Genomic DNA, 26043 nt, shown 5'->3' with positions numbered 1-26043 from the left:
CGCCGGCCCCGACCCGTACCGCACCACGAGGGAGCGCGACCCCGATGGCCAATGAGGACAAGCTCCGTGACTACCTGAAACGGGTCATGGCGGACCTGCACGTCACGCGCCAGCGACTCAGCGAGGTCGAGTCGCAGGCGCAGGAGCCGGTGGCGATCGTGGCCATGAGCTGCCGGTTCCCCGGCGGGGTCGACGCGCCCGAGGACCTGTGGGACCTGCTGGCCGGCGGCGGCGACGCCATCTCGCCGTTCCCGGCCGACCGGGGCTGGCCGCTGGAGTACCTCTACGACCCCGACCCGGACCGCCCCGGCACCTCATACACCCGGGAGGGCGGCTTCGTGGCCGGCGTCGGGGACTTCGACGCGGGCATGTTCGGCATCAGCCCGCGCGAGGCCCTGGCCATGGACCCGCAGCAGCGGCTCCTGCTGGAGGCGGCCTGGGAGGCGTTCGAGCGGGCCGGGATCGACCCGTCGCGGCTGCGCGGCAGCCGGACCGGGGTGTTCGTCGGGACCAACGGCCAGGACTACGGGCCGCTGCTCATGATGGCCCCGGGCAGCAACGAGGGCCACCTCATGACCGGCAACGCGGCCGCGGTGGTCTCCGGGCGGCTGTCGTACACGCTCGGCCTGGAGGGCCCGTCGGTGTCGATCGACACCGCCTGCTCGTCGTCGCTGGTCGCCCTGCACTGGGCGATGCAGGCGCTGCGCTCCGGGGAGTGCGGCCTGGCCCTGGCCGGCGGCGTGACCGTGATGTCGACCCCGGGCCTGTTCCTCGCCTCCAGCCGGCAGCGGGCCCTGTCGCCGGACGGCCGGTGCCGGTCCTTCGCGGCCTCGGCCGACGGGACCGGCTTCGCCGAGGGCGTCGGGCTGCTGCTCGTGGAGCGCCTGGCCGACGCCCGCCGCAACGGGCACCCGGTCCTCGCCGTCGTGCGCGGCAGCGCGGTGAACCAGGACGGCGCCTCGAACGGTCTCACGGCCCCGAACGGGCCGTCGCAGCAGCGGGTCATCCGGGCCGCGCTCACCAGCGCCGGCCTGTCGCCGGTGGACGTCGACGCCGTCGAGGCCCACGGCACCGGCACCACGCTCGGCGACCCGATCGAGGCGCAGGCGCTGCTGGCCACCTACGGCCAGGACCGTCCGGCCGACCGGCCGCTGTGGCTCGGCTCGGTGAAGTCGAACATCGGCCACACCCAGGCGGCCGCGGGCGTCGCCGGGATCATCAAGATGGTCCTCGCCATGCGCCACGGGGTGCTGCCGAAGACGCTGCACGTGGACTCGCCGACCCCGCACGTGGACTGGTCCGCGGGCGCCGTCGAGCTGCTGACCGAGCCGCGGCCCTGGCCGGCGGGGGAGCAGCCGCGCCGCGCCGGGATCTCCTCGTTCGGGATCAGCGGCACCAACGCGCACGTGATCATCGAGGAGGCCCAGGACGTACCGCCGCCGCCGGACGAGACCGTCGACGGCCCGGTGCCGGTGCTGCTGTCGGCCCGGACCGGCAGCGCCCTGGCCACGGTGGCCCGGCGCTGGTCGCGGTGGCTGGCCGCGCACCCGGACGCCGACGTCGCCGGGCTCGCCCGCGCCTCCGCCGTGTCCCGGGCCGCCCTCGAGCACCGGGCCGTCGTCCTCGCCGCCGACCGCGACGAGCTGCTGGCCGGCCTCGACCGGGTCGCGGCCGGTACGGCGCCGCTGACCGGGGTCGCCGGGGCCGGGCGCCGCGTCGGGGTGCTCTTCAGCGGGCAGGGCGCGCAGCGGGCCGGGATGGGCTCGCAGCTGTACGGCCGATACCCCGTCTACACCCGCGTCTACGACGAGGTCTGCGCCGCGTTCGACGGACTGCTGCCGGTGGCGCTCACGCACGTCCCGCCGGGGCTCGCCGACGAGACGCAGTACGCCCAGGCCGGTCTCTTCGCCATCGAGGTGGCCCTGTTCGAGCAGCTGCGGGCGTGGGGGCTGCGGCCCGAGGTGGTCGGCGGGCACTCCATCGGCGAGCTGGCCGCGGCCTATGTCGCCGGCGTGTGGTCGCTGGCCGACGCGTGCGCGGTCGTCGCCGCGCGCGGCCGGCTGATGCAGGCCCTGCCGCCGGGCGGCGCGATGCTTGCCGTCAACTGCGACGAGGCCACCGCCCGCGGCCTGCTCACCGAGGGCGTCTGCGTCGCGGCCGTCAACGGGCCCCGCTCGGTGGTGCTCGCCGGGCCCGCCGCGGCGATCGACGCCATCGACACCGAGGGCTTACGGACCAACCGGCTGCGGGTGTCGCACGCCTTCCACTCGGCGCTCATGGAGCCGATGCTGGACGAGTTCCGCGCGGTGCTCGAGGGCGTCACCTTCCACCCGCCCCGGCTCCAGGTCGTCTCCAACGTGCGCGGCGAGCTGATCTCGGAGTTCGACGCCGAGTACTTCGTGCGGCACGTGCGGGAGACCGTGCGGTTCGCCGACGGGCTCGCCGCCCTGCGCGCGCACGGCATCGACACCCTCGTCGAGGTCGGCCCCGACGCCGCCCTCGCACCCCACCTGCACGCGGGCGCCGACGGGGCCGTCGTCGTGACCACCCTGCGCCGCGACCGGCCCGAGCCCGGGGCGCTGCTCACCGCGCTCGCGGAGCTGCACGTCGCCGGCGCCGCGCTCGACTGGGCCGCGGTGCACCCCGGCCCGCCCCGCCACGCCGACCTGCCGACGTACCCGTTCCAGCGCGTCCGCTACTGGCCCGCCTTCCCCGAGCCCGGCGAGGCCCCGGCCCCGGCCGCCGAGACCGACGCGTTCTGGGCCGCCGTGGACGGCGAGGACCTCGCCGCGCTGACCGAGCTCACCGGCGCCCCCCGCGAGGACGCCGCGGCCGCGCTGCCGGTGCTCGCGGCCTGGCGGCGCCAGCAGCGCGAGCAGTCGGCGGCGGACGGGTGGCGCTACCGCATCGAGTGGGAGCCCCTGACCGACCGCCCGGAGCCCGTCCTCGCCGGCCACTGGCTGCTGCTGGCGCCCAAGGGCGGCGCCGAGCACGACCCGATCGCCGCGGCGTTGCGCACGGCCGGCGCCGAGGTCGTCACCGCCGAGGTCGACCTCGCCGGCGCGAGCCGCGAGCAGCTGATCGACGAGCTCTGGGCCGCGCTGACCCGGCCCGCGCCGGGCGCGCACACCGGCGCGCTGGTCGGCGGCGTGCGGGGCGTGCTGTCGCTGCTCGCCCTCGACGACCGCTGCGACCCGCTGTACCCCGGCGTCCCGCTCGCCCTGTCGGGCACCGCGGCGCTCGTGCAGGCCCTCGGCGACCTCGGGCTCGACGCGCCGCTGTGGTGCGCGACCCGCGGCGCGGTCCGCACCGGCACCACCGACCGGCCCGCCGACCCGGTGCAGGCCGCCGTCTGGGGCCTCGGGCGCGTCGTCGCGCTCGAGCACCCCGACCGCTGGGGCGGCCTGATCGACCTCCCCGACCGGCTCGACCGGGCCGCCGCCGGGCGCCTCGTCGCGGCCGTCACCGACCCCGACGGCGAGGACCAGGTCGCCGTCCGCGGCTCCGGCCGCCTCGCCCGCCGCCTGCACCACGCCCGGCCCGGCCGGGCCGGCGACGCCGACGGCTGGAAGCTCTCCGGCACCGCCCTCGTCACGGGCGGCACCGGCGGCCTCGGCCGGCACGTCGCCCGCTGGCTCGCCGAGTCCGGCGCCGAGCACGTCATCCTGGCCAGCCGCCGCGGCCCCGACGCCCCCGGCGCCGCCGACCTCGCCGACGAGCTCGCCGCCGACGGGGTCCGGGTCAGCCTGGCCGCCTGCGACGTCACCGACCGCGACGCGCTGGCCGCCCTCATCGCCGGCATCCCGGACGAGCTGCCGCTCACCGCGGTCGTGCACACCGCCGCCGTCCTCGACGACGGCATCGTCGACGCGCTCACCGCGCCGCGGCTCGAACGGATCCTGGCCGCCAAGGCGCTCGCCGCGGCCCACCTCGACGAGCTCACCCGCGACCTCCCGCTGCGCGCGTTCGTGCTGTTCTCCTCCTTCGCCGGCATCGCGGGCAACGCCGGGCAGGCCGGCTACGCGGCCGCGAACGCCTACCTCGACGCCCTCGCCGAGCAGCGCCGGGCCGCCGGCCTCGTCGCGACCTCGGTGGCCTGGGGCGCCTGGAGCGGCGACGGCATGCCGGCCCAGAACGACCGCACCCGCGAACGGATGCGCCGGGGCGGCGTCACCCCCATGCCGCCGCGCCTGGCCCTGGAGGCGCTGACCGGCGCCCTCCTGCGCGACGAGACCGCGCCGGTCGTCATCGACCTCGACTGGGAGCGGTTCGCCGGCGCCTTCACCGGGCTGCGGCCGAGCCCGTTCATCGGGGCGCTGCCCGAGGTGCGGCGCCTGCGCCAGGCCCTCGCCGAGCGCGCCGCCGCCGACCCGGAGCCGGCGACGGCCCCGGGCGCCGGGCTCGCGGCCCGGCCGGCGGCCGAGCGGGCCGCGGCGCTGCTGGAGCTGGTCCGGTCGGCCGCGGCCGCCGTGCTCGGCTACGCCGGCGAGCAGGACGTGCCCGCCGACCGGCCCCTGCGCGACCTCGGCCTCGACTCGCTCACCGCGATCGACCTGCGCAACGTGCTGGCCACCGCGACCGGGCTCACGCTGCCCACCACGCTGGCGTTCGACTACCCGGCCCCGGTGCTGCTCGCCGCCCACCTCGACGCGCTCCTCGGCGGCTCCGCGGCCGAGATCGTGGTCGCGGCCCGCCCGGCCGGCCCGGCCGACGAGGCGATCGCGATCGTCGCGATGAGCTGCCGCTTCCCGGGCAGCGGCTCGCCCGAGGAGCTGTGGCAGATGCTGGCCGCGGGCCGCGACGGCATCACCGAGTTTCCCGGCGACCGGAACTGGCCGATCGAGCAGCTGTACCACAGCGACCCCGACCACGCCGGCACGAGCTACGTGCGCCACGGCGGCTTCCTCGCGGGCGTCGCCGACTTCGACCCCGGCTTCTTCGGCATCAGCCCGCGCGAGGCGGTCGCGATGGACCCGCAGCAGCGGCTCCTGCTCGAGTCCGCGTGGGAGGCGTTCGAACGGGCCGGGCTCGACCCGCACGCCTTACGCAGCAGCCCGACCGGCGTCTTCGTCGGCACCAACCACCAGGACTACGCGGCCCTCATGTACGGCAGCGACAACGCCGAGGGCCACCTGCTCACCGGCAACGCGGGCAGCGTGCTGTCCGGCCGCGTCTCCTACACGTTCGGCCTCGAAGGCCCCGCGGTCTCCGTCGACACCGCCTGCTCGTCCTCGCTCGTGGCCCTGCACCTGGCGGCCCAGGCGCTGCGGCGCGGCGAGTGCGACCTGGCGCTGGCCGGCGGCGTGACGGTGATGTCGACGCCGGGCGTGTTCGTCGGCTTCTCCCGGCAGCGCGGCCTCGCCGTCGACGGCCGCTGCAAGGCCTTCGCGGCCGGCGCGGACGGCACCGGCTGGGGCGAGGGCGTCGGCATCCTGCTCGTGGAGCGCCTGGCCGACGCGCGGCGCAACGGCCACCCGGTCCTCGCGGTGCTCGCGGGCTCGGCCGTGAACCAGGACGGCGCCTCCAACGGGCTCACCGCCCCGAACGGCCCGTCGCAGCAGCGGGTGATCCGCCAGGCCCTCGCCGACGCCGGACTGGCACCGTCCGATGTGGACGTGGTCGAGGCGCACGGCACCGGCACGACCCTCGGCGACCCGATCGAGGCCCAGGCGCTGCTGGCGACCTACGGCCAGGATCGTGGCGAGGCGCTGCTGCTGGGCTCGATCAAGTCGAACATCGGCCACACCCAGGCCGCCGCGGGCGTCGCGGGCGTGATCAAGATGATCCTCGCCATGCGGGCGGGCGTCGTACCGCCGACCCTGCACGTCGACACCCCGACCCCGCACGTGGACTGGTCGGCCGGGAAGGTGGAGCTGGCCACCGAGGCCCGTCCGTGGCCGGCGACCGATCGGCCCCGCCGGGCCGCGGTGTCGTCCTTCGGCATCAGCGGCACCAACGCCCACGTGATCCTGACCCTGCCCGACGAGACACCCAGCGAGACCCCCGAGAGGAGCGGCCTGGTCATCGGGCCGGTGGTCTGGCCGATCTCGGGCCGCTCGGCCGCGGCGGTCGCCGAGCAGGCGGCCCGGCTCGCGGACATCGCCCACACCGCGTCCCCGGAGCGGATCGCGTGGTCCCTCGCGACGACCCGGGCGGTGTTCGAGCACCGGGCGGCCGCCGTCGGGCGGACCACGGAGGAGCTGGTCGCGAGCCTGAACGACCTGGCGATCACGGGCGTGGCCGGCACCGGCGGGCGGATGGTGTGGGTGTTCCCGGGTCAGGGCAGCCAGTCGGCCGGCATGGCCGCGGGCCTGTTCTCCTCGTGCCCGGTGTTCGCGGACGCGATCGTGGAGTGTCAGCTGGCTCTCACGCCGTGGCTGGATGTGGATATCGCGGGTCTGCTGACCGGTGATGACACGGACTGGCTGGACCGGGTCGAGGTCGTGCAGCCGGTGCTGTTCGCCGTCGGGGTGGCCCTGGCCCGGGTGTGGGAGCACGCGGGTGTGAGGCCGCACGCGGTGATCGGCCACTCGCAGGGCGAGATCGCCGCGGCGCACGTGGCCGGGATTCTCTCGCTCGATGACGCCGCCCGCGTGGTGGCGGTGCGGGCGCGGGCGCTGAAGGCGCTGAAGGGCACCGGGACGATGGCCTCGGTCCCGCTGTCGGTTGAGGAGGTGACGCCGCTGCTGCCCGAGGGTGTGGTCGTCGCGGCCGTCAACGGCCCTCGGACGGTGGTCGTGGCGGGTCCGGTGGACGCGGTGCAGGATGTGGTGTCGCGGGTGGAGCGGGCGCGGCTCATCTCCGTCGACTACGCCTCGCACCATCCGAGCGTCGAGCAGGTCCGCGAGCAGGTGCTCGCGGATCTGGCCGGGATCACGATCCGGCCCGGGCACACGCCGATGATCTCGACGGTGGCCGGGGCCACGATGTCCGCCGAGTACTGGATGGACAACCTGCGCCAGCGGGTCGAGTTCGAGTCGGCGGTGCGGACCGCGCTGGAGTCCGGGCACCGCACGTTCGTGGAGATCTCCGCGCACCCGGTGCTCACCATGGCCCTCGCGCAGATCGCCGAGGACGCCCACATCCTCGACACCCTGCGCCGCGACGCCGACCAGCCCACCCGGCTGCTGGCCAACCTCGCGCAGGCGCACGCGCTCGGGCACCCCGTCACCTTCGAGACCGTCCTGCCACATACGGCGACCGTGGACCTGCCGACGTACGCGTTCCAGCACCAGCGGTTCTGGCCCCAGCCGCCACAGTGGCCGGCGGCGGAACCGGGACCGGCGCCGGAGCACGAGACCGAGCACGAGTTCTGGGCGGCCGTCGAGCGCGAGGACCTCGGCACGCTCACCGAGACCCTCGACGTCGACGCCGACGGCTCGATGCGCACGTTCCTGCCCGCCCTGGCCGCCTGGCGTCGCCGGCGCCGGGAACAGGGCCGCCTCGACGCCGCCCGCTACCGGGTGGCCTGGACGCCCGTGCCCGCGGCCGGGGAGCCGGCGACCGGCACCTGGCTGCTCGCCGTCCCGCCCGGCGCCGACCCCGAGCTGGTCGCGCAGTGCTCGGCGGCGGTCGGAGGCGTGACGGTACGCCTGGACATGGACGGAACCGAGCAGGAGACGGCGGAGGTCGTCGCCCGGCTCCGGGACGGGTTCGAGGCGCCGGCCGGCGTGCTGTCCCTGCTCGCCCTCGACGACCGCGACCGCGACGACTTCCCGGTGCTCGGCCGCGGCGTCGCCGGCAACCTGCTGCTCCTGCAGGCGCTCGCCGAGCTCGACTGGGCGGCGCCGGTGTGGTGGCTCACCCGCGGCGCCGTGTCGGTCGACGCCGGCGACGCCCTCGCCGCGCCCCGCCCGGCGATGCTGTGGGGCCTCGGCCGCAGCGCGGCGCTCGAACATCCGCAGCGCTGGGGCGGGCTCATCGACCTGCCGCCCGAGCTCGGCGCCGCGGGCGTGGACCGGCTCGGGCGGGTGCTCGGCGGCGCTACGGGCGAGGACCAGGTCGCGATCCGGGCCGCCGGCGTGTTCGGCCGCCGACTCCTCGCCTGCGGACCGTCCGACGGCCCGGCCCCGGGCGCCGCGTGGCGGCCCACCGGCACCGCGCTCGTCACCGGCGGCACCGGTGCGCTCGGCGGGCACGTCGCCCGCTGGCTGGCCGGCGCCGGCGCCGAGCGAATCGTGCTCACCAGCCGCAGCGGGTGGGAGGCCCCCGGCTCCGAGGAGCTCGCCGCCGAGCTGCGCGCGCTCGGCGCCGAGGTCGTCGTCGCCGCCTGCGACGTCGCCGACCGGGCCGAGCTGGCCGAGGTCCTGGCCGAGACCGCGGCGACCGGCTCGCCGGTGCGCACGGTCGTGCACTGCGCCGGCGTCAGCGAGGTGATCCCGGTCCGGGAGATGGACCTCGCCGACCTCGCCGACCTGGTCGGGGCCAAGGCGGCCGGCGCCGCGAACCTCGACGCGCTGCTCGGCGACGCCGACCTCGACGCGTTCGTGCTCTTCTCCTCCGTCGCGGGCGTCTGGGGCGGCGGCGGCCAGGGCGCCTACGCGGCCGGCAACGCCTACCTCGACGCGCTCGCCGAGCGGCGCCGGGCGCAGGGCCGCCCGGCCACCGCGGTCGCGTGGGGCGCCTGGACCGAGTCGGGCATGTTCGCCGACGGCGCCCAGGACCAGCTGCGCCGCCTCGGCCTGGACGGCATGGAGCCGGCCACCGCGATCGCCGGGCTGCAGCGCGCCCTCGACCTCGCCGACACCACCGTGACCGTCGCCGACGTCGACTGGGCCGTGTTCCACCCCCGGTTCACCGTCACCCGGCCCAGCGCCCTCTTCGGCGAGCTGCCGGCCGTGCGGGCGCTCGCGGCCGCGGACGAGGCCGTCGAGGACACGGCCGACGCCGCCGCCGACTGGCTGGCCCGCACGAGCGCGCTCAACGCCGCCGCCCGCCGCCGGGCCCTCGTCGAGCTCGTCCGCGAGCACGCGGCGAAGGCGCTCGGGCACCCGTCGCCGGACGCGATCGAGGTCGGCCGCGGCTTCCTCGACCTCGGCTTCGACTCGCTCACCGCCGTGGACCTGCGCAACGCGCTGAGCCGCGCCACCGGACGGAAGCTGCCGACGACGCTCGTCTTCGACCACCCCACCACCGACGCGCTCGCCGACCATCTCGCCGGGCTGCTGTTCGACGCCGAGGGGCCGGACGAGCCGGGCGAGGACGCGGAGGTCCGGCGGGCCCTGGCCGCCATCCCGCTCGCCCGGCTGCGCGAGGCCGGCCTGCTCGACCCGCTGCTGCGCCTGGCCGCCGGCGGTGCGCCCGCCGCCGGGCTCGCGTCGGAGGCGCCCACTTCGATCCAGGAGCTCGACGTCGAGAGCCTCATCCGGCTCGCGATGGACGGATCCGACTCGTGACCCCGAGGAGCCGGCGATGAGCGTATCGATGGACAACGTCGTCGAGGCGCTGCGGACGGCGCTGGTCGACAACCAGCGGCTCAAGCAGCAGAACCAGCGCCTCGCGGCGCTCACCGGCGAGCCGATCGCGATCATCGGGATGAGCTGCCGCTTTCCGGGCGGCATCGCCTCGGCCGAGGACCTGTGGGACCTCGTCGCGGCCGGCCGCGACGCCATCGCGCCGTTCCCCGACGACCGCGGCTGGGACCTCGACGCCCTCTACAGCCCGGACCCCGACCGCAGCGGCGCCTCGTACGCCCGCGAGGGCGGCTTCCTGCGTGGCGTCGGCGAGTTCGACCCCGGCTTCTTCGGCATCAGCCCGCGCGAGGCCCTCGCCATGGACCCGCAGCAGCGGCTGCTGCTGGAGCTGTCCTGGGAGGCGATCGAGCGGGCCGGCATCGACCCGTTCTCGCTGCGCGGCACCCGCACCGGCGTCTACGCGGCCACCAGCGGCCAGGACTACACCGCTCTGCTCGCCGCGACCGCCACCCCCGTCGACGGCTACCTCGGCACCGGCAACTCGGCCTCCGTCGCCAGCGGCCGCATCTCCTACACGCTCGGCCTGGAGGGCCCGGCGATCAGCATCGACACGGGCTGCTCCTCGTCGCTCGTCGCGCTGCACCTGGCCGCCCAGGCGCTCCGCCACGGCGAGTGCACCCTGGCCCTCGTCGGCGGGGTGTGCGTGATGTCGACCCCGGCCGCGTTCGTCGAGTTCTCCCGCCAGCGCGGCCTCGCCGTCGACGGCCGCTGCAAGTCCTTCGCCGCGGCGGCCGACGGCACCGGCTGGGCCGAGGGCGCCGGGCTGCTGCTCGTCGAGCGGCTCAGCGACGCCCGCCGCAACGGCCACCCCGTGCTCGGCGTCGTGCGGGCCACCGCCGTGAACCAGGACGGCGCCAGCAGCGGGCTCACCGCCCCCAACGGCCCGTCGCAGCAGCGCGTCATCCGGGCCGCGCTCGACGGGGCCGGGCTGGGACCGTCCGACGTGGACGTCGTGGAGGGCCACGGCACCGGCACGCGGCTCGGCGACCCGATCGAGGCCCAGGCGCTGCTGGCCACCTACGGCCGCGACCGCGAGCCGGGCCGGCCGCTGCTGCTCGGGTCGGTGAAGTCGAACATCGGCCACTCGCAGGCGGCCGCGGGCGCCGCGGGCATCATCAAAATGGTCATGGCGATGCGCCACGGCCTGGTCCCGCCGACCCTGCACGTCGACGAGCCCACCCCGCAGGTCGACTGGGCGGGCGGCGCGGTCGAGCTGGTGACCGCCGCACGAGCGTGGCCGGTGGCCGACCGCCCACGGCGGGCGGGCGTGTCGTCGTTCGGCATCAGCGGCACCAACGCCCACGTGATCCTCGAGTCGGTGGAGGAGCCGGCCGCCGCGCCCGCAGCCGATGCCGAGGTGCCGGTGGCGTGGACCGTGTCGGCCCGCTCCGAGGAGAGCCTGGACCGGCAGACGGCCCGGCTGCGGGACTGGCCGGGGTCGCCGCTGGACATCGGCTACTCGCTGGCGGCGACGCGGGCGGGCCTGGAACACCGGGCCGTGCTCCTGGACGAGCAGACCGTGCGCGGCTCGGTGACCCGGGGCGGGCTGGCCGTGCTGTTCCCGGGCCAGGGCTCGCAGCGGGCCGGGATGGGTGCGGAGCTGGCGGCGGTCTACCCCCGGTTCCGGGAGGTGTACGAGGAGGTCCGCGCGCTGCTGCCCGAGCCTTCAGGTTCGGTGGACGACACCCGGAACGCGCAGGCGGGCCTGTTCGCCATTGAGGTCGCGTTGTTCGAGCAGCTACGCGATTGGGGTCTCAAGCCGGACTTCCTGGCCGGGCATTCGGTGGGTGAGTTGTCGGCCGCCTACTGCGCTGGGGTGTTGAGCCTGGCGGACGCGGTGAAGGTGGTCGAGGCTCGCGGCCGGTTGATGGGGGAGTTGCCGCCGGGTGGTGGGATGCTGGCGGTCGGGGCGCCGGTGGATGTGGTGCCTGACGGTGTGTCGGTGGCGGCGGTCAACGGGCCGTCGTCGGTGGTGTTGTCCGGCCCCCTCGAAGTGCTGGACTCGCTGGTGTTCCCGGGTGTGCGTACGACCCGGTTGCGGGTGTCGCATGCGTTCCATTCGCCGCTGATGGAGCCGATGACCGCCGCGTTCGGTGAGGTGTTGCGGTCGGTGGAGTGGCGGCCGGCGCGGATTCCGATCGTGTCGAACGTGACCGGCGAACTCATGACCGAGTTCGACGCCGACTACTGGGTGCGGCACGTCCTCGCGACCGTGCGGTTCCACCCGACGCTGCGATACCTGCACCGGGAGGGCGTGCGGACGTTCCTGGAGGCCGGGCCGGGCAGCGCCCTCAGCGTCCTCGGGCCGGACTGCGTCGAGGACGCCGCGTTCATCCCACTGCTGCGATCCGGCCAGCCCGAGCCGCGGGCCCTGCTGCACGGGCTCGCCCAGGCCCACGTGCGCGGCACCGGCATCGACTTCGCCGCCTACCACCGCGGCGGGACGGCCGTGCCGCTGCCGACGTACGCGTTCGACCGGCAGCGCTACTGGCCCGACTTCGTCCGCCGCGCCGACCCCGCCGCCTGGCTCTACCGCACCGGCTGGGAGCGCCTGCCCGACGCCGACCCGCCGGCGCTGCACGGCACGTGGCTGCTCGCCGTGCCACCCGCCGACGCCGACGAGTGGAGCGCCGCCCTGCGCAAGGCGGGGGCCGACCCGCGCCGGCTCGCCGACGGCGCTGAAGGCGCCGACGGTCCCGTCGCGGGCATCATCTGCGCGACCGGGCTGCACGACGCGCTCGATCTCCTGCACCGGCCGGACCTCGACGCGCCGCTGTGGTGCGTGACCCGCGACGAGCCCGTCCTGTGGGGCGTCGGGCGGGTCGCCGCCCTCGAACAACCCGCCCGGTGGGGCGGCCTGATCGAGATCCCCGCCGAGGGGCCGCTGCCGCTGGAGGCCGTCTGCTCGGTGCTCGCCGGAAAGGACGGCGAGGACCAGGTCGCCATCCGCCCCGACGGGACCTACGGACGCCGTCTGCGCCGCGCCACCGCGGCCCGCACCGCTGCCGAGGGGGCCGTGACAGCCCGCAGGACGCCCCACACCGTCCTGCTGGCCGGCGCGGCCACCGAGCGCGCCCCGCACGTCGCCCGCTGGCTGACCGCGAACGGCGTCGAGCGCGTCATCACCGAGGCCGGCCCGGACGACGTCGTCGACGGCGTGGTGTACCTCGGCGGCGCGACCACCGCCCCCAGCCCGATCGGCCCGGACCTCGCCCGCGCCGTCGAGGACGAGACACGGACCCTGCGGGAGCTCGCCGAGACCTACGGCGACACGCCCCTCGACCTGTTCGTCACGTTCGGCTCCACCGCCGCGACCTGGGGCAGCGGCGGCTTCGCGGTCGCCGCCGCCGCGGGCGCCTACGCCGAGGCCGTCGTCGAACGCCGCCGCGCCAAGGGCCTGGGCGGGCTCGCCGTCGCCTGGGTGCCGTGGGCGCGGCCGGACGGCGACGACGACGCACTGCTGCGCCGCGGCCTGCGCCCCCTCGCGCCCGAGCCCGCGCTCGCCGCGCTCGGCCTCGCGCTCGCCGGCGACGAGACCAGCGTCGCGGTCGCCGACGCCGACTGGTCCCGCTTCGCCGCCGCCTTCACCGCCGCCCGCCCGAGCGCCCTGCTGCGGGACCTGGTCGGGTTCGAGCCCGCGCCGGAGCCGGAGCCGGTCGAGGCCGACCTGCGCCCGCGGCTGCTCGCCGTCTCCGCCGGCGAGCGCTACGACATCCTGCTGCGGCTCGTCGGCGAGCTGGCCGCCGAGGTGCTCGGCTTCGCCGGCACGGACCGGCTCGACCTCGACCGCGAGTTCCTCGAGCTCGGCTTCGACTCGCTGACCGCCCTCGAACTGCGCAACGCCCTGCGCCGCCGGCTCGGCCTCGACCTGTCCGCCACGCTGCTCTTCGACCACCCGCGGCCCGACCTGCTCGCCCGGCACCTGGCCACGAGCCTCGGCGGCGAGGACGACGCGGCCGAGACGGCCGCCGAGCGCCCCGGCGGCATCCTCGGCTGGCTGCTGACCTACACCGAGTCCGTCGGGCGCGCCGCCGACTACACCGAGCTGCTCGTGCGGCTCGCCCAGTTCCGGCCGAGCTTCCGCGACGCCGGCACCCTGGCCGTCCCGCCCGCCGCCGTCCGGCTCGCCCGCGGCGGGGACGCGCCCGCGCTCATCTGCTGCTGCACCATGTCGATGATGTCGGGGGCGCACGAGTACGCCCGCCTCGCCGCCGGGTTCCGCGGCCGCCGCGACGTCTACGCGCTGCCGAACCCGGGCTTCGGGGTGGACGAGCCGCTCCCGGCCGACCTCGACACGCTCATCGCCACGCACGTCGCGACGATCCTGCGCACCGTCGGCGACGCCCCGTTCGTGCTGGCCGGCCACTCGGGCGGCTCGCAGGTCGCGAACGTGCTCGCGCACGCCCTCGACGCCCGGGGCCGCTCGCCCGAGGCGGTCGTGCTCATGGACAGCTACGCCATGGGCAGCGAGGTGCTGGGGGAGTGGGTGCCGGAGCTGCTCGACGGCCTCACCGAGCGCACCGTCGCCTACACCCCTATGGACGACTTCCGCACCACCGCGTGGGCGGCGTACCTGCCGTTCTTCGCCGAGTGGAAGGCGCTGCCGATGGCGGCCCCCACACTGCTCGTCCGGGCCACCGAACCCCTCGGGGTGTGGTCCGGACCCGGCGACTGGCGCTCCTCATGGTCGATGCCCCACGATGTACTCGACACTCCGGGCAATCACTTCACCATGGTCGGAGACCACGCCGACGCCCTCGCCCGCAACGTACAGAACTGGCTGGAGGACCGATCGTGTTGAGCGTTTCAGCGAGCTGGCCCGGAGGACTGCCGTGCCCGTGATCGAGGTCGAGAACCTCATCAAGCGCTACGAGTCGAAGACCGCCGTCGACGGCGTCTCGTTCACCGTCGAGCCCGGCGAGATCTTCGGGATCCTCGGGCCCAACGGCGCCGGCAAGACCACCACCGTCGAGTGCATCGAGGGCCTGCGCCGCCCCGACGGCGGTTCGGTCAAGGTCTTCGGGCTCGACCCGCTGCGCGACGCCGAGGCCCTGCGCGAGCGGCTGGGTGTGCAGCTGCAGGAGAGCCAGCTGCCCGACAAGATGAAGGTGCGCGAGGCGCTGAAGCTCTACGCGTCGCTGTACCGCGACCCGGCCGACCCCCTCGACCTGCTGGAGCAGCTCGGGCTGACGGACAAGCTCGACTCGTACTACAGCAAGCTCTCCGGCGGCCAGAAGCAGCGGCTGTCCATCGCCCTCGCGCTGATCGGCAACCCCGAGGTCGCCGTCCTCGACGAGCTCACCACCGGCCTGGACCCCAGCGCCCGCCGCGACACGTGGGAGCTCATCGAGAAGGTCCGCGACCGCGGCGTGACGATCCTGCTCGTCACGCACTTCATGGACGAGGCCGAGCGGCTCTGCGACCGCCTCGCCATCTTCAACAAGGGCAAGGTCGTCGCCGTCGACACCCCCAGCGCCCTCATCGAGCAGGTGCAGAGCGAGGTCCGCGTGCACTTCCAGCCCTCGAAGCCGGTCGACAACGCCGTCCTCGAGGCGCTGCCCGAGGTGAGCGCCGTGCACACGACCGCGACCGAGACCGTCGTGACCGGCACCGGCAACGTGCTGTTCGCCGTCACCTCGGCCCTGGCCGCCCAGCAGGTCATCGCGAACAACCTGCGGGTCGAACAGGCGAACCTCGAAAACGTCTTCCTGCAGCTCACCGGCCACTCGATCGAAGATTAGGGCAGAGGAGACAGTCCCTTGAAGGGCTTCGGCAATTTCACCGTCATGGAGATGAAGCTCCTGCTGCGCGAGCCGATCGTGCTGCTCTTCGGCGTGGCCCTGCCGGTCGTGCTGCTCGCCGTCTTCGGCAACCTCACCATGATGAAGACGCCCGACCCCAACCTCGGCGGCCTGCGCGTCCTCGACGTCTACCTCCCGCCGCTCATCAGCGTCACGATCACGATGCTCGGCCTGTCCACGATCAGCGCCGTGCTGTCGAACTACCGCGAGCGGGGCATCCTCAAGCGGCTGGCCACCACCCCGGCCAAGCCCCTCACCCTGCTGCTGGCCGAGATGGTCGTGCACCTCGTCGTCATGGCGGTGACGGTGGCGCTGCTGCTCGTCGTCGGCATCGGCCTCATGGACATCCCGGCGCCGAAGAACTTCGCCGGCTTCGTCGTCGCGTTCGTGCTCGCCGCCGCGTCCGTCTTCGCCATCGGCCTGCTGGTGGCGGCCATGGCCCCGAACGCCCGCGCCGGCAGCGGCCTGGGCAGCATCCTGTTCTTCCCCGTGGTGTTCTTCGCCGGGCTGTGGACGCCCGGGCCGGCCATGCCCGAGATCCTGCGCCAGATCGCGGTCTTCACGCCGCTCGGCGCCGGCTCCCAGGCCATGCAGGCGGCGTGGGACGGCGACTGGTGGCAGCCGCTGCGCCTCGGCGTCATGATCGTCTACGCGGTCGGCGGCTGCCTCGCCGCCTCGAAGCTCTTCCGCTGGACCAGCTGAGACCCCTCGTAGGGGATCGTCGCGCCGGTTAGGGGTTCTCCACTGTGGAGCGTCATCGCTAGCTTCAGGTGACGGAACCGGCGCGACGGGCTGGTGTGATGGACAACGAAGAGAAGCTGCGCGAATACCTCAAGCGCGTCACCGGCGATCTGCGCCGGACCCGCCAACGGCTCCGGGAGGTCGAGGACGGCCGCGCGCAGCCGATCGCGATCGTGGGCATGGCCTGCCGGCTGCCCGGCGGCATCGCCGATCCCGAGCAGTTCTGGCAGGTCGTCGCCGACGGTCACGACGTCGTCGGCGACTTCCCGGCCGACCGCGGCTGGGACCTGGAGGAGCTGTACGACCCGGACGGCGCCCGCGCGGGCAGCACGAGCACGCGCCAGGGCGGCTTCCTCGCCGGCGCCGGTGACTTCGACGCCGCCTTCTTCGGGATCAGCCCCCGCGAGGCCCTGGCCATGGACCCGCAGCAGCGGCTCCTGCTGGAGGTCTCCTGGGAGGCGCTGGAGGACGCGGGCATCGACCCGCTGGGCCTGCGTGGCGCCCGCGCCGGGGTCTACACGGGCCTGATCCACGGTGGGTACGCCACCGCCGCCGACCTCCCCGAGGGCGTCGACGGCCACGTGGGCCTGGGCAACTCCAGCAGCGTCGCCTCCGGCCGCGTCGCGTACGCCCTGGGCCTGGAGGGCCCCGCCGTCACCATCGACACCGCCTGCTCCTCGTCGCTCGTCGCCCTGCACCTGGCCGCCCAGGCGCTGCGCGGCGGCGAGTGCGACGTGGCCCTCGCCGGCGGCGTGACCGTGATGCCCGGCCCGGCGACCTTCGTGGACTTCTCCCGCCAGCAGGGCCTGGCCCCGGACGGCCGCTGCAAGGCGTACTCCGCCGCCGCCGACGGCACCGGCATGGCCGAGGGCATCGGCATCCTCGTCGTCGAGCGCCTGGCGGACGCCCAGCGCCTCGGCCACCGGGTCCTGGCCGTGCTGGCCGGCTCCGCCGTGAACCAGGACGGCGCCAGCAACGGCCTGACCGCCCCGAACGGCCCGTCGCAGCAGCGCGTCATCCGCGCCGCCCTCGCCGCCGCCGGCCTCGGACCGTCCGATGTGGACGTCGTCGAGGGTCACGGCACCGGCACGCGGCTCGGCGACCCGATCGAGGCCCAGGCCCTCCTGGCGACCTACGGCCGGCGCGAGCCGGACCGCCCGCCCCTGCTGCTCGGCTCGGTGAAGTCGAACATCGGCCACACCCAGGCCGCGGCCGGCGTGGCCGGGGTCATCAAGATGATCCTCGCCATGCGCCACGGCCTGGTGCCGAAGTCGCTGCACCTGGCCGAGGCGTCGCCCCGGGTCGACTGGACCGCCGGCGCGATCGAGCTGCTCACCGAGGCGCGCCCGTGGCCCGAGTCCGACCGTCCCCGCCGGGCCGGCGTGTCGTCGTTCGGCATCAGTGGCACCAACGCGCACGTGATCCTGGAGTCGGTCCCCGAGGCGCCCGTCGCGCCCACCGCCGACGCCGGCCTGCCGGTGGCCTGGACGGTGTCGGCCCGCTCCGAGGCCGCGCTGGCCGAGCAGGTGGCCCGGCTGGACGGCTGGCCCGGCTCGCCGGTCGACATCGGCTACTCGCTGGCCGCGACGCGCGCGGGCCTCGAGCACCGGGCCGTGCTCGTCGGCGACGAGACCGTCCGGGGCTCGGTGACACCGGGCGGCCTGGCGGTGCTGTTCCCCGGCCAGGGCTCCCAGCGCGCCGGGATGGGCGCCGGATTGGACTTCCCGGTCTTCCGGCGGGTCCACGACGAGGTGCGGGCGCACTTCGGCGAGCTGCCGGACGAGCGGATCGACGCGACCGAGATCACCCAGCCGGCGCTGTTCGCGTTCGAGGTCGCGCTGTTCGAGCAGCTGCGGGAGTGGGGCCTGCGGCCGGACTTCCTGGCCGGTCACTCCGTCGGCGAGCTGTCGGCCGCCTACTGCGCCGGGGTGATGAGCCTGCCCGACGCGGCCAGGGTCGTCGCCGCGCGCGGCCGCCTGATGGCGCAGCTGCCGCCCGGTGGCGTGATGGTCGCCGCGGCGTGCTCGGCGGCCCAGGCGGAGGCGGTGCTGTCCGGCTCGGTGGCGGTCGCCGCCGTGAACGGGCCGTCGTCGGTCGTGCTGTCCGGCCCCGCCGACGAGGTGGCCGCCGTGGTCGCTCGGCTCGGTGACGTGCGCACCAAGGCGCTGCGGGTCTCGCACGCGTTCCACTCGCCGCTCATGGAGCCGATGACCGCCGCGTTCGCCGAGGTGCTGCGGTCGGTGCAGTGGCGGCCGGCCCGGATCCCGATCGTGTCGAACGTGACCGGCCAGCTCATGACCGAGTTCGACGCGGACTACTGGGTGCAGCACGTGCTCGCGCCCGTACAGCTGGATCCGACGCTGCGGTTCCTGCACGGCCACGGGGTGCGGACCTTCCTCGAGGCCGGCCCCGGGGCCGCGCTGAGCGCCCTCGGGCCGGACTGCGTCGAGGACGCCGCCTTCATCCCGCTGCTGCGTTCGGGCCGCCCGGAGCCGCAGGCGCTCCTGCACGGCCTGGCCCAGGCCCACGTGCGGGGCACCGGCATCGACTTCGCGGCCTACCACGCCGGGAACGCCGTGCCGCTGCCCAAGTACCCGTTCCAGCACCGCCGCTACTGGCTCACCCCCGCGGCCCACGCCGGCGACGCCACCGGCCTCGGGCTGGAGACGGCCGGCCACCCGCTGCTCGGCGCCCTGGTCCGCATCGCGGGCGGCGACGAGCTCATGTGCACGGGCCGCCTCTCGGTCGCCGCGTACCCGTGGCTGGCCGACCACCGCGTGCACGGCGCCATCATCCTGCCCGGCACCGCTCTGGTCGACCTCGCCGCCGGCGTGGGTCGCGAGGCCGGCTGCCCGGCCGTCGACGAGCTGGTCCTGGACACGCCGCTGACCCTGCCGCCGGGCTCCGCCGTCGCCATCCAGGTGCGGGTCGCGGCCGCCGACGGCGACGGCCGCCGCGCCGTCACCATCCACTCGGCCCCCGCCGACGGCGGCGACGAGCCGTGGACCCGGCACGCGACGGGCGTGCTGGCACCCGCGGCGCCCCCGCCGGTCGCGAGCCTGCCGCTGCCGGTGGAGGCGGACCCGGTCGGGGCCGACGAGGTCTACGAGCGCCTGGCCGGCCTCGGGCTCGGCTACGGCCCGGCCTTCCGCGGGTTGCGGTCGCTGTGGCGCCACGGCGAGGACGTGTACGTCGAGGCCGAGCTCCCCGTCGCCCTGCCGACCGCCGGCTTCGGCATCCACCCGGCCCTCTTCGACGCCGTCCTGCACGCGGCCGGCTGGGTCGACGGCCACACCGCGGGCCTCCCGTTCGCCTGGTCCGGCGTCACACTGCCCGCCCCCGGCACCGGCTCGCCCGCCGTCCGCGCCCGGCTGCGCCCCGCCCCGTCCGGGGTCGAGATCACCCTGGCCGACCCGACCGGCGCCGTCATCGGCACCGTGACGTCGCTGGCCGCCCGCCCCCTCACCGCGCCGGCCGACCCGCTCCACCGCACCGACTGGACCCCGGTGCCGGCGATGGCGGGCCCGACCACGAGCACGCGGACGCTGACGGTGGCACCGTCGGGTCCGGACGTCCTCGCCGACCTCCACCGGACCGTGCCCGCCGTGCTCGCCCGGATCCGGCAGGGGCTGGCCGAGCCCGAACCGCTCACCATCGTCACCCGCGGCGGCGTCGCCACCGGCCCGGACGACCCGATCGACCCGGTCGCCGCGGCCGTCTGGGGCCTCGTCCGCGCCGCCCAGACCGAGCACCCCGGCCGCATCCGGATCGTCGACAGCGACACCGGCGAACCCCCCGCCCTCCCGGACGGCGAGCCCCAGCTGGCCGTGCGCGCCGGCCGGCTCCTCGCCCCGCGGCTGACCCGGCACGAGACCGAGCCGCCGCCGGCCCCGCGGCTCGACGGCACCGTCCTGGTGACCGGCAACCCGTCCGGCCTGGCCGGCCTCGTCGCCCGCCACCTGCACGAGCGGCACGGCGCCCGGATCGTCCTGGCCGGCCGCCGGGGCCCCGCCGCCCCCGGGGCCGCCGAGCTGGTCCGCGACGGCGTCGTGGAGCGGGCCGTCGCCTGCGACCTGGCCGACCCGGCTCAGCTCGCGCAGCTGCTGCGCTCCGTGCCGGGCCGCCTGGCCGGCGTGGTCCACACGGCGGGCCTCACCGACGACGGCACCGTGGCCTCCCTCCGCGCCGATCAGGTGGCGGCGGTACTGCGCGCCAAGGCCGACACCGCCTGGCACCTGCACACCCTCACGGCGGACCGCGACCTCGACCTGTTCGTCCTCTTCTCGTCGGTGGCGGGCGTTATCGGCGCCGCCGGCCAGGCCAACTACGCCGCCGCGAACGCGTTCCTCGACGCCCTCGCCCGGCACCGCCGCGCCCAGGGCCTCCCGGCCGTCTCCATCGCCTGGGGCCTGTGGGAGCACGCCACCGCGATGACCGCCGCCCTCGGCGAGGCCGACCGCCGCCGCATGGCCCGTGACGGCCTGCAGCCCCTGCCGACCCCGGCCGCGCTCCGGCTGTTCGACGCGGCGGCCACCGGCACCGAGCCGAACGTGGTCGCCGCCCGGCTCGACCCGCGGGCCCTGCGCCGCCGGAACCGCCCGCGCCCCGCCGAGGCCCGCGTCCCGGTCAGCGAGGGCCTGGCCGGGCACCCCGACCAGGTCCTGCACCTGGTCCGCACGCACGTCGCCGCCGTCCTCGGCCACGCCGGCCCCACCGCCGTCGGCGCGGACCAGGCGTTCTCGGACCTCGGCTTCGACTCGCTCACCGCGATCGAGCTGCGCAACCGCCTGGCCGTCGCCACGGGACTGCGCCTGCCCGCGACCCTCGTCTTCGACTACCCGCGCCCGGCCGTCCTGGCCGAGCACATCCTGAGCCGGCTCGCGCCCGACGCCGCCCCGGCGACCGTCCGGCCCGTCGGTGCCGACCGGCCCGCCGGTGGCGACCGGATCGCGATCGTCGGCATGGCCTGCCGCTACCCCGGCGGCGTGGCCGGACCCGAGGACCTCTGGCGGCTGCTGGCCGGCGGCGAGGACGCGATCGGCGACTTCCCGGCCGACCGCGGCTGGGACATCGAGGGACTCTACGACCACGATCCCGACCCGGACGGCAAGTCCACCACCCGGCAGGGCGGGTTCCTCTACGACGCCGGCGGGTTCGACGCCGCCTTCTTCGGCATCAGCCCCCGCGAGGCGCTGGCCATGGACCCGCAGCAGCGGCTGCTGCTCGAGGTCTCCTGGGAGGCGATCGAGGCGGCGGGCGTCGACCCCACGACCCTGCGCGGCAGCCGGACCGGGGTCTTCGCCGGCCTGATGTACCACGACTACGCCCGCTCGACCGGCACCGTCCCGACCGGCGTCGAGGACTTCCTCGGCGTCGGCACCTCCGGCAGCGTGCTGTCGGGCCGGATCTCGTACGCGCTGGGCCTGGAGGGCCCCGCCGTGACCGTCGACACCGCGTGCTCGTCGTCGCTGGTCGCCCTGCACCTGGCCGCCCAGGCGCTGCGCTCCGGCGAGTGCGACGCGGCCCTGGCCGGCGGCGTGACGGTGATGGCGCAGCCCACCACGTTCGCCGACTTCTCCCGGCAGCGGGGGCTGGCCGGGGACGGGCGCTGCAAGTCGTACGCCGACGCCGCCGACGGCACCGGCTGGTCCGAGGGCGTCGGCGTCCTCGTCCTGGAGCGCCTCACCGACGCCGAGCGCCTCGGCCACCGGGTCCTCGCGGTGATCGCGGGCTCGGCGGTGAACCAGGACGGCGCGTCGAACGGGCTCACCGCCCCGAACGGTCCGTCGCAGCAGCGCGTGATCCGGGCGGCCCTGGCGAGCGCGGGCCTGGAACCGTCCGATGTGGACGTGGTCGAGGGCCACGGCACCGGGACGCGGCTCGGGGACCCGATCGAGGTGCAGGCGTTGCTGGCGACCTACGGCCAGGACCGTCCGGCGCCGGTGCTACTCGGCTCGATCAAGTCGAACCTGGGCCACACCCAGGCCGCGGCCGGTGTCGCCGGCATCATGAAAATGGTGCTCGCCATGCGGCACGGGGTCGTCCCGCAAACCCTGCACGCGAACACGGCCTCGTCGCAGGTGGACTGGTCGGCGGGCGCGGTGGCGCTGGCGACGGAGGCCCGGTCGTGGCCGGTGGTGGATCGTCCGCGCCGGTCGGCGGTGTCGTCGTTCGGCATCAGCGGTACGAACGCGCACGTGATTTTGGAGGGTGTCGAGGCCGCGGAGTCTCCGGCCGAGTCCGACGTGCCGGCGGCGTGGGTGGTGTCGAGCCGGTCCGAGGCCGGGGTGGAGGCGCAGGCGGCCCGGCTAGCGGGCTGGCCCGGTTCGCCGGTGGACATCGGGTTCTCGCTGGCCGCGACGCGGACGGGTTTCGAGCATCGTGGTGTGCTGCTGGACGGCGAACTGGCGGTGCGCGGCTCGGTGGTGCCGGGCGGGATGGCGGTGTTGTTCCCGGGCCAGGGCTCGCAGCGGGCCGGGATGGGTGAGGAGTTGGCGGCGGTCTATCCGCGGTTCCGGGAGGTGTACGAGGAGGTCCGCGCACTGTTGCCGGACCCTTCGGGTTCGGTGGACGACACCCGGAATGCGCAGGCGGGCCTGTTCGCGATTGAGGTCGCGTTGTTCGAGCAGCTACGCGAGTGGGGTCTCAAGCCGGACTTCCTGGCCGGGCATTCGGTGGGTGAGTTGTCGGCCGCCTACTGCGCTGGCGTGTTGAGCCTCGCGGACGCGGTGAAGGTGGTCGAGGCTCGCGGCCGGTTGATGGGGGAGCTGCCGCCGGGTGGTGGGATGCTGGCGGTCGGGGCGCCGGTGGATGTCGTGCCGGATGGTGTCTCCGTGGCGGCGGTCAACGGGCCGTCGTCGGTGGTGCTGTCCGGCCCCCTCGAAGTGCTGGACTCGCTGGTGTTCCCGGGTGTTCGTACGACCCGGTTGCGGGTGTCGCATGCGTTCCACTCGCCGCTCATGGAGCCGATGACTGCCGCGTTCGGCGAGGTGTTGCGCTCTGTGGAGTGGCGGCCCGCCCGGATTCCGATCGTGTCGAACGTGACCGGTGAACTCATGACCGAGTTCGACGCCGACTACTGGGTGCGGCACGTCCTGGCAACCGTGCGCTTCTACCCGACCCTCCAGTTCCTGCATGGGCAGGGGGTGCGGACGTTCCTCGAAGTCGGGCCCGGTGGTGCGCTCAGCGCGCTCGGGCCGGACTGTGTCGAGGACGCGGCCTTCGTTCCGTTGCTGCGGTCCGGTCAGGCCGAGCCCCGCGCGCTGCTCAACGGGCTCGCGCAGGCGCACGTTCGGGGGACCGGGATCGACTTCGCGGCCTATCACCGTGGTGGGAAGACCGTGCCGGTGCCCACCTACGCGTTCCAGCACCAGCACTACTGGCTCAGCAGCGCGCCCGCCGCCGACGCCGGTGGGCTCGGGCAGGAGGACGGCGGGCACCCGCTGCTCGGGGCGATGGTCCGGCTCGCGGGCGGCGACCGGTACGTGTTCACCGGCCGGATCTCCCTCGCCGCACTGCCGTGGCTCGCCGACCACCGGGTGCTGGGCACCGCGGTCGTGCCGGGGACGGCACTGCTCGACATGGTCCTCGCGGCCGGCGCCAAGGCCGGCTGCCCCGGGGTCGAGGAGCTCGTCCTCGACACCCCCCTCGCGCTGCCGACCGCCGGCGCGGTGACGCTGCAGCTCACCGTCGGCACCGAGGACGAGGACGGTCGCCGCGGCATCGAGGTGTACTCGCACCCCGCCGACGACCCCGAAGCCCCCTGGACCCGGCACGCCACCGGCTCCCTCGGCGCCGCCCGGCCGTCCGCGGCCGGCGCCGAACTGGCCGTCTGGCCGCCCACCGGCGCCGAGCCCGTCGACCGTGACGTCCTCTACGACGGCCTCGCCGACGCCGGCCTCGACTACGGGCCGGTCTTCCGCGGCGTGCGCGAGCTGTGGTGCCGGGGCGACGACGTGTACGTCGAGGCCGTCCTCCCCGACGGCGTGCCGACCGGCGGCTTCGGCCTGCACCCGGCCCTGCTCGACGCGACCCTCCACGGCCTCGGCCGGGTCGGCGGCGTGAACGACCCCGCGGGCCTGCCCTTCGTCTGGTCCGGCGCGACGCTGCCGACCGGCGAGTCCGGGCTGTCGGTCCTGCGCGCCCGCCTGAGCCCCGCCGAGCACGGCGTCACCATCGTCGTCGCCGACACCACCGGCGCCACGATCGGTACGGTCGAGTCGCTGGTCACCCGCCCGATCGCGGCCGACCAGCTCCCGGCCGCCGCGGCCGGCGACGACCTGCTGCGCGTGGCCTGGCTCCCGGCCGCTCCCTCCCTCCCGGCACCGGTTCCCTCCGGCCCGGCACCGGTCCCCGCCGACGTCGCCGTCCTGCGGATCGACTCGGACGACGCCCGATCCGCCGTCACGGAGGCGTTGCGCGCGATCCAGGAGCTCGTGCGCCGCCCGGACGCGACCGGCGCCGGCTTGGCCGTCGTCACCCGGGGCACCGGCCCGGCCGCCGCCGCCGTGTGGGGGCTGGTCCGCTCCGCCCAGTCCGAGCACCCGGGCCGCGTCCGCCTCGTCGCGCTCGAAGACCCCGCCGACCCCGAGGACGGCTCCCGCCTGGCCGAGGCCCTCGCGCTCGGCGAACCCCAGCTGGCCCTGCGCGGCGGGGAGTTCCTGGTGCCGCGCCTGCAGCCCGCCGACGCGGAGCCGGCCGAGCCGCCGTCGCTCGGCGACGGGACCGTGCTCGTGACCGGCAACCCGGCCGGGCTCGCGGGGCACGTCGCCCGGCACCTGGCGGCCCGCTACGGGGTGCGCAGCCTCGTGCTCGCCAGCCGCCGCGGGCCCGCCGCGACCGGGGCCGGCGACCTCGCCGCCGAACTGGCCCGCGACGGCGTCGTGCTGCGGCCCGTCGCCTGCGACCTCAGCGACCGCGCCCAGGTCGCCGCGCTCCTCGACGTCATCGCCGCCGACGGGCGCCTCGCCGGCGTCGTGCACACCGCCGCGGTCGTGGACGACGCCACCATCACCGCGCTGACGCCGGAGCACGTCGACGCCGTGTTCGGGCCGAAGGCGGACGCCGCCCGGCACCTGCACGAGCTGACCGTCGACTCGCGGCCGGAGCTGTTCGTCCTGTTCTCGTCGATCTCGGGCGTGCTCGGCGGGGCCGGGCAGGGCAACTACGCGGCGGCCAACGCCTACCTCGACGCCCTCGCCCACGAGCGCCGCCGCGCCGGGCTGCCCGCGCACTCGATCGCCTGGGGCCTGTGGGCCGGCGCCACCGGGATCACCGGCGGGCTGGGCGAGGCCGATCGGCGCCGCCTGGCCCGGCACGGCTTGGCGCCCATGGCGGCGGGGGAGGCCCTGGAGCTGTTCGACCGGGCCGTGCGCGGCACCGAGCCGGCCCCGGTCGCGGCCCGCCTCGACCTCGCCGCGCTGCGCCGCGCCGCCCGCACCGAGCTGCCGCCGCCGATGCTGCGCGCGCTGATCCGCACCCGGCCGCGGCCGCGGACCGAGTCCACCGAGACGCTCACCCAGCGCCTCGCGCTGCTGGCGGACACCGAGCGCCCCCGGCACGTGCTGCACCTGGTGCGCACCCACGTCGCGGCCGTCCTCGGGCACGCCCGGCCGGACGCGGTCGGCGCCGACCAGGCCTTCTCCGAGCTCGGGTTCGACTCGCTCACCGCGGTCGAGCTGCGCAACCGGCTCAACGCGGCGACCGGGCTGCGGCTGGCGGCCACGCTCGTCTTCGACTACCCGAAGCCGGCGCTGCTGGCCGAGCACCTGCTGGACCTGGCCGCCCCGGCGCCGGTCGCCGGGGGCGGGCTGCTCGACGACCTCGCGCGGCTCGAAGGGGCCGTGGCCGGGCACGACGAGGAGACCCGGGGCGTCGTCGTGGCGCGGCTGCGGCGGCTGCTGGACACCCTCACGGCGTCACAGGCCGGGCCGGCGGCGGCCGGGGAGATCGACGAGGCCACCGACGACGAGCTGTTCGCGCTGCTGGACCGCCGCATGGGCGCGGCCTGAGCGCTCGGCAACAGCCAG

5 protein-coding genes are annotated in these 26043 nt (G+C 75.9%); all 5 read left to right on the top strand.

All coding sequences use genetic code 11. The annotated features are described in order from the left end of the window. Positions 1-44: 44 nt before the first annotated feature. The 5 genes from ACQP1P_RS26210 (at position 45) to ACQP1P_RS26190 (ending at position 26025) form a co-directional block, all read left to right on the top strand. Entirely contained in the window at positions 45-9395 is a 9351-nt protein-coding gene (locus tag ACQP1P_RS26210; protein ID WP_433073791.1) for a type I polyketide synthase, read from the top strand. Between the two features lie 16 nt (positions 9396-9411). Beyond that, on the top strand, positions 9412-14274 hold the full coding sequence (locus ACQP1P_RS26205; protein WP_433073788.1) for a beta-ketoacyl synthase N-terminal-like domain-containing protein: 4863 nt from the start codon (positions 9412-9414) through the stop codon (positions 14272-14274). 31 nt (positions 14275-14305) lie between these two features. Beyond that, positions 14306-15214 carry an ABC transporter ATP-binding protein gene (locus ACQP1P_RS26200; protein ID WP_433073786.1) on the top strand — a complete coding sequence of 303 codons (909 nt, stop codon included), beginning with the start codon at positions 14306-14308 and terminating at the stop codon, positions 15212-15214. A 45-nt stretch (positions 15215-15259) separates the two neighbouring features. Then, positions 15260-15976 (top strand): ABC transporter permease, encoded by a 717-nt coding sequence (locus ACQP1P_RS26195; protein WP_433073783.1) that lies wholly within the window; start codon positions 15260-15262, stop codon positions 15974-15976. 98 nt (positions 15977-16074) lie between these two features. Then, positions 16075-26025: an SDR family NAD(P)-dependent oxidoreductase gene (locus ACQP1P_RS26190; protein WP_433073780.1), complete on the top strand. Its 9951-nt coding sequence runs from the start codon at positions 16075-16077 to the stop codon at positions 26023-26025. The last annotated feature ends 18 nt before the right edge of the window (positions 26026-26043 follow it).

It is taken from the genome of Dactylosporangium sp. CA-052675 (genome assembly GCF_050947935.1).
Classification (GTDB): Bacteria; Actinomycetota; Actinomycetes; order Mycobacteriales; family Micromonosporaceae; genus Dactylosporangium.
This window is presented reverse-complemented; position numbering and strand designations above follow the sequence as displayed.

What these genes read in the sequence shown, in the direction of transcription:
- ACQP1P_RS26210 (WP_433073791.1), top strand. Translation starts at nt 45, where the DNA reads ATGGCCAATGAGGACAAGCTCCGTGACTACCTGAAACGGGTCATGGCG.
- ACQP1P_RS26190 (WP_433073780.1), top strand. Translation starts at nt 16,075, where the DNA reads ATGGACAACGAAGAGAAGCTGCGCGAATACCTCAAGCGCGTCACCGGC.
- ACQP1P_RS26195 (WP_433073783.1), top strand. Translation starts at nt 15,260, where the DNA reads ATGGAGATGAAGCTCCTGCTGCGCGAGCCGATCGTGCTGCTCTTCGGC.
- ACQP1P_RS26205 (WP_433073788.1), top strand. Translation starts at nt 9,412, where the DNA reads ATGAGCGTATCGATGGACAACGTCGTCGAGGCGCTGCGGACGGCGCTG.